The sequence below is a fragment of the Roseivivax halodurans JCM 10272 genome (assembly GCF_000521785.1).
GTDB classification, from domain to species: domain Bacteria; phylum Pseudomonadota; class Alphaproteobacteria; order Rhodobacterales; family Rhodobacteraceae; genus Roseivivax; species Roseivivax halodurans.
The window spans coordinates 1-13,387 of sequence record NZ_JALZ01000055.1; the positions used below are offsets into that span (position 1 = coordinate 1).

The following is a 13,387-nucleotide window of genomic DNA, read 5'->3' on the forward strand; positions in this document are numbered from 1 at the left end:
GTCCGTCCTCTGCCGCGCATGGGAGGCGTTCGATGCTGCGGCGCCGCGTGCAGCAGCTGACATTCGCCGCAGATGCATCATCCGCGAGGGCCTGACGGGCAGCAGTGCGGACGAAGCGAGCGTGCAAGATATCTGCCCCAACGCCTGCTCCTGCCCGAAGCCGCCCGCAGGTCGCTATTGCAGGAAGTAGAGTTGAAAGGGAATCGCTTTGATTAGGCCGTGTAGACAAAAGGGATTCACAGCGCCCGATAGGCGTGATTCAAGCTGTCAACTGCGATGGAGACCAGCTTGGCACGAGACCTGATGTCCGACGACGAGTGGGCGTTCTTTGAGCCGTTCATCTTGGCCGTCCGCGCCCCGAACGGGCGCAAACCGATCAACCACCGACTTGTTCTCGATGGGATTTTCTGGATCGCCCGAACCGGAGCCCCGTGGCGGGACCTGCCCGAGGAGTTCGGCAAGTGGTCGAGTGTCTACCGGCAGTTCCGGCGCTGGACCTTGGCAGGGCTCTGGGAGGACATCATGGACGCGCTGAACCGGAGCGGTGCCGTGCCGGACGCGCTCCAGATGATCGACAGCACAGTGGTACGCGCACATCATCAGGCGGCGGGCTCAAAAAGGGGACTCCGCGACCGGGTCTCGGCCGTTCTCGGGCGGCCGGTGAGAAAACGATCCCCCGGATCGTTTTCTGGACCACCTTCCCCTTCACGACCAAGATCCACCTCCTCGTCAACGCGCACGGCTTGCCAATGAGGACGGAGATCACACCGGGCCAAACATCGGACTATCTCGGCTTTGACCTGGTGATGGCCGACAATCTGCCTGCACCGAGCGTCTTGCTCGCCGACCGGGGATACGACGCGGACGGCATTCGCAGAACAATGGAGCAACGTCACGCCTTGCCGGTCATCCCGATGCGAAAGTCCCGCAAGGTGCGCGTCGGCGTGGATCGATCGCTCTACAAGCTGCGTAATCTCGTCGAACGCTGCTTCAACAAGCTGAAAAATGCCCGCCGGGTCGCAACCCGATACGACAAGACTGCGGAGAGCTTCCTGGGCTTCATCGACATCACTTCGATCCGGCTGTGGCTACACCATTTGTCAACATGACCTAGCTGGCGGTATGAGACAATTTGTCGGCCACTTCGTAGCCTTTAGCTGTCATTTCGAAAACTTCTCCCTTGTAGCCGCGCTCAACTATCAACTCTTCGCTTTTGAGCTGTTCAAGCGCGGCTTCCCAACGGGCGATTGACCTCCGATCTTTTGAATCCGCAAAATTGATTCCGTTGGTCTGGATAGCTTGCCCATTAAGGTAACGCACATGCATGACGGTGCCGCTTTTGTCTTTTGCGGCTTCAATCAATAGACGCCGCGCTTCGTCCGATAACCGCTCATCTACAGCAACATCTTGCGCAGAACTGTAGACCTGAATAAAGTCTACTGCTTCCTGCGAAGCGCATTTGGCGAGTTCTGAATTGTCCCGGACTTTCATTTGAAGGTGACGTCTAAATTTTTCAGAAAAATCTGAGATGTTATCGTAGCTTTCGACAAGGCCCTGTCCAAAGCACCACCTCTTAAACTCTTCAAGAGCGGCGTATTGCGTCGGATCGAGACTTTGTGGGGCCACCGGAGCCGTGGAAAAGTAGACCATTGCCGGCTTCCCTTCGCTGATATGCCGTTTGATCTCTTCAACCGTACCACTCTCGAAGTCGCCAGTGGGTGTTCCTAGTCGGGTCCAAAATACTCCTACCAGTAGGTCGCAATGCTCCACGCTCTTGTTGATGATCTCTTGGGCGCGCCCACCCAAATCAGGCGCAGAGTGAGTTTCCCAGCCTACAGGCAAAAGAACACATTCGGTTGCCTTTGAGTTAATGTCGTTCCATTCGTGAATAATATCTCGAATTAGGTTCCGCTCCTCGGTCACGTCGCCCGGTGAAGCAATCATCACTGATAACACGGTTGCTGTATAAGCCATCTCTTACTCGAAGTCCTTCGGGCCATTTGCTTTCGTGACGGTAGTGCGGCGCTTGAACATTGTCACCGACTAAACCTCTTCGGCGCGACGCACACTATCTCACTGGGGGGGCGCGTTTGGGCCGTGCGCTGAGCTTTGCTTCGCCCGCTCTTTTGCGCATAGCCGCCGCTCGCACACTACGCAGCATCCACCAACCCGGTCTCGAAGCCGCCTTACGGCGATGCAGCGCGATGATGACCGCGGTGGAGCAACGAGTTCACCTGCGGAAGCTCAGCATGATGTCAGCAGGCAGCCCAAACCGGACATGATCGGGCCGACCCTCGCGGCGTAGCTGCTCCTGCAGACAGTTCGAGAAGGGGGCCATTCGCTGCAAACGCAGTGCTCCTTAGCATCAATTAAGAGGGCAGTTATTTAAGCAACTCTTTTTTGCTCAGTGCGTCGCGAGTTTAGCTCCTGCTTAGCTCACCATTCGTCTTGATGCCTCAGTGGACACAGCGATTTGAAGCAATTTGCCTAGTTAATAAAGTGGTGACAATCGCATGAACTCTGTTTGCCTTGACGATCTAATTCTTCACTTGCTACTTCCGTGACGCTAGGTTATCCGTGCCTCCCTCGCTGCACGTTGAACTAATGAGGGTTCGGACGAAACAGTAGTCCAGACGTACAAAACTCTCCTGTGAGGCAGAATACATGGCTAAAGAACTCGACTCTGACCGCGCTGTAGAAGCCAACGACGATGATGAGTTTGGTTTCGTGGGTATCGCCGAGAAACTCGCGCCTCGCATTATAGAGGCTTCCAAGGGCGATGGGATGGTCATCGGCTTAGAGGGGCGTTGGGGATCCGGCAAAACCTCGTTAGTGAACTTCCTTCGCTCAGAACTTGAAGGGGCTGAAGCGGAGCAGATTCACACAATCACAGTCGCACCTTGGCTGAACGGCGATGCAGCATCACTGGTCAATTCGGTTTTGGAACCCATAGCGGACGTGCTTCATCGCATCGAAAACGAGAGTGCTACGCCTGAGCAGAAAGCCGACGCTGAAGTCGCGGAAAATTTCGGTCAGCTTCGCGATTTGATCTCAACCTATGGAAGCCAAACCGCGCGGAAACTTGCGCCGATAGCTACGTTGGCGGGATACGTAGTGCCCGGCATGCAAGCAGCAGGTGACGTCTTAGGTACCGCTGCCAACGTCATGGAAAACGCGGCAGAGCATCCACCGACGCCTACCGAATTGAAGGCGAAGATCATTGAAAGAATTCGCGCATTGGATGTCAGCTTTGTCGTCATATTGGACGACCTTGACCGGCTGGAACCGGCGCAAGCTGTAGAAGTTGTTCGGCTAGTTCGGTCGGTCGCGGATTTCCCAAAAGTGGCCTACCTCATGTGCTATGACAGAGATGTCTTGGCTGATGCATTGAGTGAAGGCCTCAAAGTAAAAGACGGTGATCTTTTTCTGCAAAAGATCGTGCAACTGACCTTTGCTATTCCGCTGCCCGAACCATTTGATTTGCGATCACAGTTTCGACAGGAGGCACTCAAGCTCTATAGAGACGCGCATGGCGTTGACCTAGCAGGTGATGCTTTGGGAGACCTCAAGAGTGGTGTCGATCGAGAAGGCCAAGGTCTGACTACCCCACGCGAAGTTAAGCTGGCACTCAACGGAATAAGATTCACCTACCCATCCGTGGTGGATGACGTTTACTTTCCAGATTTCTGTAGGTTGCACCTCATAAAGACCACGCACTTCAAGTTTTACAAATGGTTAGAAAACTACCTCGCTGTTCGCTCCATCATTGTCAGCGGCGACGGCATGGTCGGCACTGATGACAAGAAGCGATGCGGCAAGGAATTAAAAGCACTTCTTCCTTCAAAGAAGCCGGACTCCTCTCGCTCCATTTGGCATGCATCTACTTTTGTTCCTGGCATAGAGGCGATGAATCCTGCAAAAGACACGGCGTTCGCTGCTACACCCCAACACAAGGATGAGGAATTTGTATCCCTCAAGCGGCTAGGGAGTCCTTTTCACTACCGGTTCTACTTTGCCCTTACCGGCCCCAAAACTGTCATGTCAGACGCCGACTTTGACGAAGTTCTCCGCCTTTCGCGAGAAGATGTCCGCGGGCTGATTGAAAGCCTTGCAGGGTACGCCGGAGAAACAAGGCAGTCCGGGAAAACGTGGTTTGAGCACATTCTGGACAGGCTAGACGATGGTGTAATTGGTGGGCTGGAACAGGAGCAACTACTCGGAATGGTGACTGGTATCTGTGAGGTCATGGATACTGTTCTTGAGATTGATAATGTACCAAGGTTTTTCGCACCTTCGCTCGATCGACTCGCTGGCAGAGTTGTCGGGGAATGCTTGCGGCGACTGAAGGGCATAAAATCCGAACAGCACCACGAACTTGCACAATGGATTGCGGCTGATTGCGCTTCGCTAAACTGGATTGTTGGCGGCTTGCTTCGAACTGAGCTATTCCATCATGGTCACGCCGGAAACGGTGAGCAAAGGACTTCGCCGGATGAATGGGTGTTCTCAGAAGACCTGTTGCAAGAGCTACTTGATATCGCCCGCAAGCGGATATCGGACAAGGAGTTGCAGGACCGGATTCTCGCGATGCCAGATATAAGCGGGTTCATGTACGGTTGGCGCGATATGTCTGGGGACGAAGAGCCACAGACATGGGTCAAAAGGGTGACGAATGACGACGAAGTCTTCCTCAAGTTCCTACAAGAGATGCGCGGCTATGCTGTCAGTGATCGAGTTTACTACCCACTCCATCGACGGACGCTCGAAACCTTCTTTGAGGATGCTGATGCGGTTGTAGAACGCTTAGACGTGCTTGCTGAGGGTGAGCATGCAACGGAGGCGCGCGACATTCGAGACGCAATCAAGCAGGCGAGAAACTTCTAGCCAAAACGCCCGCTCGGCGTTGCGGGCAACAAGCCGAGATCGCAATTCGAATGTATAATCTTCCCATTGCGATCAATGAAATCTCGCCCCGCCAATGAATCTAATTCGCTTGCGTTCGCGCATCAGCAAACTAGGTAAGAATAATTCTTTCGCAGGCAATACAAAAACTTAAGCATCTGGATTTCGCATTAACAGTGAATGTTCGGAAAGCGGGCTGCAACCACAGCGATTGTACTATAAGCTGACATTCCGCTTGAGGCCGGTCGCGCACATCAAACCATGCGTTTCGCACGTACTTTACAAATTCCGATTTCTCCGCGTCGCCACCCTCGGTGGACCCCGCCGCACCAAAGCACTCAGCATCGCAGTGTTGAACGTCCGTTTCCAGGAAAGGAACCTCATAATTTCGCAGATGCAGCATGAGGGCACAGCTCCGAACGCGGAGGTCGACTTTGGGCTGCCTGCTGACGTCGCCCCGGGTGCTCGCGGGTGGACCATATGTTCGACCGTTGCGATCGGTGCGCCGCATTTCAGCAAGGCGGCTTCGAGCCCTTCGCAACGCACAAGGCGTGGCTGCACGTGCAATCCGGGGCTGGCGAACCTGGCCATAATGCGCTCGAAGCTGTCTTGCGGCGAGTCCAGCGTGGGACGATGGACCATCAAGTCCACCTCTCAACGGCTGGCCCGACGTCTTCAGAGGTTCGGGCCCTAGCTAAGACTTGCTACACACTCTTCATGAGATCCAATCCGTCCAATTCAACCGTGGTGGCCCTTGAAATAATCGCTTCCGAAAATGCGGTGTTGCAATTCCACCAGGTCGATGCGGCCCCCGGGGGGCAAGTTAAGCATCATAGTATTTTCATGACATATTTCGTTATGAGAATATATTGTGATACAGCGCATTTTTGTTGAGCGATTTCAATTTCGGCCGTAATTCGTTGATCAGGCGGCGAATCGTCGGCGCCGTCACACCCCCGGTATCGGAACGGCACGAGCATGTCTCGACACTAGCCTCCGGGCGGATCGTTCTCTCCGTGGGGCGCTGCCGCCGTTCTTGTAAACTATGCCAACGGCGCCAGCTCGTAGGCGGCCCTAAAGTGGAATAATGTGGCAGATATTTTTGGCAAAGACGTATGAATGAAGACCTTAGATGCGGCTGCGCTCAGTCTCGCTTCTCGATAGGTCGACCGCCAGGTGCGCAACCCTGCTCAAAATATTTCAGATTAGGTATGCAATCCGGTGAGCCGGTGTGGCACCGATGCCAGTCAGTGCGAAGATCGAGGAAAAGTATTGCGTCGAAACTGCGGTATCCGCATTGCACACCGCGGAGGCACGGCAATGCTAGAAAGATATGTAGTAGTTCGCCATTTTGTCCCGACGAAGGCCTCAGAATTTTGCGCGCCGACGCAAAAACCGCGCGTTTCGCCGTAATTGTTAGGAGGTGCATGAAAGTAGTATGCGCACGTTCTTCCGAAATCTTGCCATTGTGCTCTTCGCAGCCATCATAGTGGAACAGATCGTTCTGTACCTTGTCGGACGATCTCTTGCGTCCGATCGCGAAATTGCGACGCAGTTCGTCACGGACGTAACCGCAAGTGGCAACATGGTCACGCAAACCTGTCGGCAATATGAAACAGCTCTAATCTATTCGTATCACGTCTGCGCGAGGAGCATTCCCGGCCGGGATTACCTCGAAATCCGCTTAACCCTCCCCGCAGGATATTTGACCCTTATCCCTCGCGACTACGCTGATCGGGCTCTGTTCGATGGCCGCCTCTTGGGTTTCGTGGACGAGATCGGCGCGGCCGTTGAAAGCCCTAAACAATGACCGACCCTAAGCTAATTCTCGACTACGCGAACCTTTCTGCCATCGCTTACTCAGCACCGGATGTGCTCGCAGCCCAACTGCCAGCCGGCTATGCCTTAATGAACCAGTCCACTGACTTCATGACGGGCTACAATGGGTTCTCGGCATACAACTCGAAATCTAATACCCTAGTCGTTGCCTCTGCAGGTACGAACTTCCTCAACCCGATGGACTTATTGCAGGACGCCGGATTAGCAATTGGCGGCGCGACGGCACAGTATTTTGAGGCCGTAGCACTAACCGAGGTCTCGCTGCAATCGGTCCAGCTTGCCTACGGAAAGACGCCGAGTGTCGTCTTTGTTGGACACTCTCTTGGGGGTACGGTCAGCCAACTCACGTCAACCTACATACCGGCCGCTCAAGCTGTGGTGTTCAATTCGCCCGGTGTCTTCGGGGTTTGGGCCGATGTTTTCGGGCATCCGAGGGGTTTCAATCCGAATGTTACCTACGTTTTTTCAGAGACATGGGATGTCCTTTCGGAGGCAATTCATTCCAATGGAGTTCGGGTCGGAGAAAACCTTGTTGTCGTCAAGGACAGCTCGGGCCACTCGCTTCGCGTGCTTATCGACAAGCTCGAAGAAGAACAGCACTGCTTCCCCGCCGGTACGCTCATAGCGACACCGAACGGCGACATGCCAATCGAGCAGATCCGGCCCGGAGATCTGGTAATCGCCTTTGATGGTCATGCCGATGAAGGGCGCGGCGAGCTCGTGTCCGCCCGTGTCGTTCGTTTGTTCACCAACGAGACTACCGAGTGGTTGCGGCTTACCTGGAGCAGTGGGTCACTGACCGTGACACCCAGTCATTCCTTTCTCGATGAAAACGGTGTGTTCCGTCGCATCGACGACATTCTCGAAGACGAGACGCCGCGCATTGTACTGCGCGATGGCACGCTGAGGCCCGTGAGCGCCGAGCAGATAGCTTGGTCGGTTTCCACCGCCGGTGCCTTTGAGGCCGCGTTGCAATTGCCACGGGCCGCTGGCGATGGTTTGGCGCACCACTCGGCCCCCTCTGCCTGGCGATGCTACAACTTCGAGGTCGAGGGTCTTCACACCTATGTCGCGGGCGGTGTACGGGTGCATAACGACAGCCAGGCTACCGTTGACTTTGCCGGAAACCTTGGGCGGACATTCGGTACACAACTCGGTCAGGCGCTCGTTAAAGACGGTAGCCAATTCGAGAAGCTCTTGGCCGGCACGGCACTCGGTCTCGTGACCGAGAACCTAGCGGAGGTTATTACCGATACCGGGTTTCACCGCTTTGACGGATCGCAGCTAAATATCGGCTCCTCGTTCAGCAAATCGATGCGCCAGATGGGCGATATCGGGTCGGAATTCAACGCGGCCCTTTCAACGGGCGCGGTCTCTATCATGGTGGCGGAACTGGGCGAGAGCCTTGGACTCGACGGGTTCGGCAGTGACCTGTTCTCGTTCACCGCCTCGACATATGCAGGCTCAGTCCTAGAGCAGGTCGCACGCAACCCGACGTCGGCCCTAAGCCACATGGACTGGTCCGCGCCGTGGGGTGCCGTGGGCGGCGCCGCGGGCGCGTTCTTCGGCTCGCAGCTGGCAGGCAAAGTGCTCGCACCCACCTCCCTGCAAGGTTCGATCGGGGGATCATTCGGCTCCATCATAGGCACTTCGACGGCACTCAGTTTCGCGGGCGGGACAACTACGGCAACCTTTGTAGGTAACATTCTCTTGCCGGGCGTGGGCGCCTTCGTGGGCGCACTATTGGGGACGTTCCTCGGCAACCTATTCGGAGACGATCCAGATCCGCGGGCATGGATCGATCTGTTTGCCACTAAGGCGAACGAGGGGGGCTTCAGTGGTGATTACAAGTTCTGGACGCTATGGGCCGCGCTCGACGGCTTCCCGGAGCAGACGACCGAGGATATCGGTCTTGCGGTGCGCGATCTTACGCAAAGCTATCTGCGCAACATCGAGGCTCTGGAACTGGCAAACGCCCATATCGACAACTATTCGGTCGGTAAAGGCCACCGAGATCTAACGGGCCTCGACGCCAACCCTTTGATCCGCGTTCTCCAGAAGATGTCGATTGATGTCGATGGCGACGGCAAGCTGAAGTTTTTCGTAAACGGCACAAGAGTGAATTCTGCCGAAAAGATGGTCGACGGCGCGGTGCTGTCTTTCCTGAAGGAGGCTCAGCCGATCGGTGGTGATCTCTTAGTTAAGCGTGCGGCGGCCAATTCTACCGCGACCGACAGCATGCTGTTCTCCTCGCATCTGGCTGCTTCCGAGGAATACGGGCGCTACCAGCAAGACCGGGATACCATCAATGCGCTGATAGCGGCCGAACCGGACAGCGTTTTCGCTGCCGGATGGGCGATCACACTTACCCAGGCGCAAAGCCTGCGGCTGAACAACCTTAACCAGAACGACTTTAATGGCGGCCTTCAGGGTTTTTTGCATTCGATCGCGCTGATGGGGCTGAACGTGGATCCTGGCGACGTCACTATCTCCAAGGTGGCCGGAGGCCGGGCTCAGATTGAGATAAAGGTAGCTGATGTCGATACGATCCCAGGCGCCGCGAAAATTCTCGCCGATGCGGTGACGACGACCCTGCATGCAGATGGGAGCGCGACGCTTCGGTTGCTCTATGATGGCAATATGTCCTCGGTCGGCTACACTAGCGTTACTGGCAAGTCGGTCAGTGGCTCTACGAACCTTGTGACCGGAGAGACGTCCGGACGCGACTTTTGGATTGCTCCGGACAACGCCTCCTACCGGTTCGAGGATATCGGAACGGGCCGGATAAAAGTGGGCGCCGCGGAAATCGAAGCGAGCGACGACATCGTGATTGGCCGTGGTGGCAACGACACGCTGCTTGGCGGGACCGGCTGGGATTGGATCGACGGTGGATCGGGTAACGACCTCATCCGTGGTGGTGAAGGTGACGACGTTCTGATCGGCGGATTGGGAAATGATACACTCTACGGCGACTTCGGCCGCGATTACATCGAAGGCGGCGCGGGCGCAGACATTATAGCCGGCGTGAGCGGGACTGACCCGGCAAAGGCCGAGAACTTCCTTGACTTTTCAACAGCGGGGTATTCCCGCTCGGGTGCGGCCGTACAGCTCAACTTGGCGACCAAGACTTATAAAGGTGGCGACGCCGCCGGCGATAAACTGTTCCATATCACTAATTTGGTCGGGTCGCGGTTCAATGACCACCTCGTAGGCAACGCCAATCGCAACGTGCTCGAAGGCGGCGCGGGTGCTGACATCTTGGATGGCTTCGCCGACAGCCAGCCGGATTTTGCGTCGTATCAGCGCGCAGCTCAGGGGGTTACGGCTTCGCTTTTGAGGCCGAGCCTGAACACGGGTGAGGCCAAGGGAGACATCTATCGCAACATCAACGGTCTCATCGGTTCGAACCTCGATGATATTCTTTACGGCGATGCCGGATCGAACTTCCTGTGGGGGGAGGCGGGCAACGATATCCTGGTATTGGGAAAGGGTGTCGATGCGGCCTTGGGTGGGTTCGGCTTCGATGTCGTGAGCTACAGAACTCTGACCGAAGGGATTACGATCAACCTAACAACCCAGTCCAAATCATCTGCAGTGGTAGCCGACGATCAATTCGTCGGTGTGGAAGGCTTCGAGGCAACCGATCACGACGACACCATGATAGGTCGCGCGATCGCAGATGTGCTGATCGGACGAGCAGGGAACGACCGGCTGGAGGGCCTGGGCGGCGTCGATGCACTGGACGGGGGATCTGGCAACGATACACTCTATGGTGGCATGGGGGCCGACATTCTCACAGGCGGCGAAGGAAATGACATTCTCATCGGCGGATTGAACCCCGACCGGCTCGACGGCGGGGCGGGTACGGACCGGGCCCAATACAGTCAGGCCGGAGCGGCGGTACGTGTGGACCTTCAATCCTCGGCAAAGAACACCGGCGAAGCGGCAGGTGACGTCTTCGTGTCGATCGAGAACCTGTACGGATCTGCCCATAACGATGACTTACGCGGAAATAGCTTGAGCAATACTCTTTGGGGTGCGGACGGAGCCGATAAGCTATCGGGTCGGGTCGGCAACGATTACCTTTACGGCGGAAATGGGGACGACACTCTCTACGGCGATGCCGGGTCAGACCGGCTTCGCGGTGAGGCCGGGAAAGACTACCTTTACGCGGGCGCCGATGACGGGCAGCGCGACGTCTTCATTTTCACAGCGACGTCAGAAAGTCAGGCGGGTGCCCGGCGCGATGTGGTCTACGACTTCGTATCCTCGATCGACGATTTCGACCTGTCGGCAATAGACGCGAACACCAAGGCGGCTGGCGACCAGGCATTCGCCTTCGCAGGCAAGGTCGCGGCGGCCTACTCTGTCTGGTACGCAACTTCCGGAAAGGATGTACTCGTTCGTGCCGACACAACTGGCGACAAGGTGGCTGACCTGGAAATTATGGTCACACAAACCTCCTCGCTCGCAACGGGTGACTTCATTTTATAGGCCGGTTCTGTCGGGATCAGGCGTACTGGACCTCATTTTCCCCCCTTTGCCGTGTATCCCATCTCGATCCGCTTCCGGCGTTTGGTTGTATCCTTAACAGGAACGTTGGGGATGTCGGTATCGGGCGCAATATGATCGAAAATCCGTCCTCTGCGTCTCGACGGGGAACCTACAGGTTGTAAGTGGGTCCGAATTGTCTATGCGCCACGAATAGACCGGACGCGTTAATGAAATTGAATTTTGAGGCCGTTTTCTCTCTTCGGCCCCGCGTTTAATAACTGCTTCGGCGATCCACTTCGCCACGCCGAAAGTCGGTTGCCGGTCTATCGGGCGCTTCCAGTGTTATGTTGCAGCCGCATCGGTTGCTCGCGGAATGACCGCAACGTCCGCAGTGCCGACCGCCGGACTCCGCACGATGATGCTCCTGCGGCGAACGTCTCCTTCAGCGTACGCATCGCAGCACGAAACGTCGCACGAGTCCGTCAGACTACTGAGTTTGCGAAGGTCGCTGTCTGCGCTCCGCACCCCTTCGTGCGCCCGCCGACCGGCAGCGTGCGACATCGTCTTGCCGGACGTCCGCTTCGGAGAAGGTGGCCTCGGGATTTCGCAGCTGCAGCATGGAGGCTAGGTTCCGAACTAAGATGACCGCTTCGGGCTGGCTCCGGGCCTCCGTAGAGGGCGGATCAAAGGTCAGCAGCGCTGACGTTCCGGACGTTCGCCATCAAGGACTGGACCGCCGCTTTTCGCATTAAGGGTCTGGCCGAATTCGTGGATGCTCTTCCGTCCAGACCCGGGTTACATCACACCCCGAAGACGACGTGGCCCTCTTCATTGATTGGCCAGGCTGGATTCCACGCGATCTCCCAAATGTGGCCGTCGGGGTCAGCTACATAACCTCGCACGCCACCTTGGGGCGGAGCGTCAGCCTCGCGGAGAACGGTCGCGCCGGCTGCCACGAGCGCACTCATGACGGCTTGCACCTCTCCTTCCTCGGAGACGTTGTGGGCGAGGGACATCGCCCCCGAGGCAGGCAGTTCCCGAACCCTTGTGTCCACTTCGAGCGAGCCTTTCAGCCATGTGCCGAAGACGAAGCCATTCATCTGGTAGAAAACGATCTCCTCGTTCTCGAACACCGGGGTCCAGCCGAAGCCATCCCGGTAGAACCTCTTCGATCTCTCGAGATCGGAAACGCCTAGGGTCACGACTGAGATCTGGTGCTGCATGTCCATGTCCTTTCATTTCGCCTGCGCGACATGCGCAGGCGCTTGGACCATGGGACGCGACAATCGAAGCGCCGATGCGCGAAAGGACCCGTGTTGCGGGGGTCGGGCCAACCGCACCGACCTAACCTGTTTCTGGTGGGGACAAACTACTCGCCCTCGTGCGCTGGATGCAACCAGTCCGGACATTCAGGGTCTTTGTAGCATTGGACAAGAAGGGCTACGGTCCCGACCTTCGCCGCGGATGGCCTGAGCGGCTCGTGTGCGGGACAAATCAGACCCGCCCCGAATGTCATTTTGGCTGGGATTGATCGAAATCACTCCCACCCGACAGACCAGGGAATTGACGCCACTAACCGGTTGCGCTGCCGTCCTCGTTCCAGTCGGGCCAGTCAGGGAACCAAAGCGCTTCGACGTCCCCCAGCTCTGCGAGGTGTGACGACCAGGCTACGAGGTTGCCCCTTAACCTCTCTTCCAAGCTACTTTGGTCTTCGTAGCTGTAGCCATGCCCCTGCACTCCATAGGAAATAAAGGGCGGTAGAACCGAGAAGCCCATGTAGTGCAGCGAATATTGCATCGGCCAGAGCATTGTCTCGAAATCTCCGCCCCGGCTTCCCGGGCCGAAGGCGGCGCGCGGCGCGCCGGTGGTCACGGATACGATGGCGCGTCGTCCCTTGAAATAGCCCGTGCCGTAGCGCATCCGGCTGCTGTAGAGGCCTCCACTCACGAAGACGCGGTCCATCCACCCTTTGAGGATTGCAGGCGGACCGTGCCACCAGAGCGGGAATTGAAGGATGACGAGATCCGCTCGTTCGAGATTGCCGATCTCCTTCAGGACATCTTCGGGCAAGCTGTCGGCGTGCCAGGCGTGGCGTTGCTCGGCAAGGGGAGCGAAGCGGTCTGACTGCGCGCGGTCCGCGTAGTGCCGCGCG

At 56.8% G+C, this 13,387-nt stretch carries 7 protein-coding genes; 4 read left to right on the forward strand and 3 right to left on the reverse strand.

What is annotated here, in order from left to right; genetic code table 11:
• Positions 1 to 276: 276 nt before the first annotated feature.
• Positions 277 to 1,109, forward strand: a protein-coding gene (locus tag OCH239_RS22405; protein WP_157577986.1) for an IS5 family transposase whose coding sequence is annotated in 2 segments (ribosomal slippage) — positions 277 to 613 and positions 613 to 1,109 — 834 coding nt in all. Because the reading frame shifts where the segments join, the coding sequence is not laid out codon by codon here.
• Between the two features lies 1 nt (position 1,110).
• Here the strand turns inward: OCH239_RS22405 and OCH239_RS19945 are convergent.
• Entirely contained in the window at positions 1,111 to 1,974 is an 864-nt protein-coding gene (locus OCH239_RS19945) for a hypothetical protein (RefSeq protein ID WP_037266897.1), read from the reverse strand.
• A gap of 690 nt (positions 1,975 to 2,664) precedes the next feature.
• Between OCH239_RS19945 and OCH239_RS19950 the strand changes: the two genes are divergently transcribed.
• The 3 genes from OCH239_RS19950 to OCH239_RS19960 all read left to right on the forward strand — a co-directional run bounded on the left by OCH239_RS19950 (position 2,665) and on the right by OCH239_RS19960 (position 11,235).
• Positions 2,665 to 4,884, forward strand: coding sequence for a KAP family P-loop NTPase fold protein (locus tag OCH239_RS19950; RefSeq protein ID WP_037266899.1), 2,220 nt, complete (start codon positions 2,665 to 2,667; stop codon positions 4,882 to 4,884).
• Between the two features lie 1,456 nt (positions 4,885 to 6,340).
• Positions 6,341 to 6,712, forward strand: coding sequence for a hypothetical protein (locus OCH239_RS19955; protein ID WP_037266901.1), 372 nt, complete (start codon positions 6,341 to 6,343; stop codon positions 6,710 to 6,712).
• Entirely contained in the window at positions 6,709 to 11,235 is a 4,527-nt protein-coding gene (locus OCH239_RS19960; protein WP_037266903.1) for a Hint domain-containing protein, read from the forward strand. The genes OCH239_RS19955 and OCH239_RS19960 overlap by 4 nt, the downstream gene beginning before the upstream one ends.
• An 800-nt stretch (positions 11,236 to 12,035) precedes the next feature.
• On the opposite strand, the gene OCH239_RS19965 is transcribed toward OCH239_RS19960, so the two are convergent.
• Positions 12,036 to 12,458: a VOC family protein gene (locus tag OCH239_RS19965; RefSeq protein WP_037266906.1), complete on the reverse strand. Its 423-nt coding sequence runs from the start codon at positions 12,456 to 12,458 to the stop codon at positions 12,036 to 12,038.
• Positions 12,459 to 12,807: 349 nt separating this feature from the next.
• Positions 12,808 to 13,387, reverse strand: a 580-nt coding sequence (locus OCH239_RS19970) for an NAD(P)H-dependent oxidoreductase (protein WP_037266905.1), incomplete at its 5' end; no start/stop codon positions are given.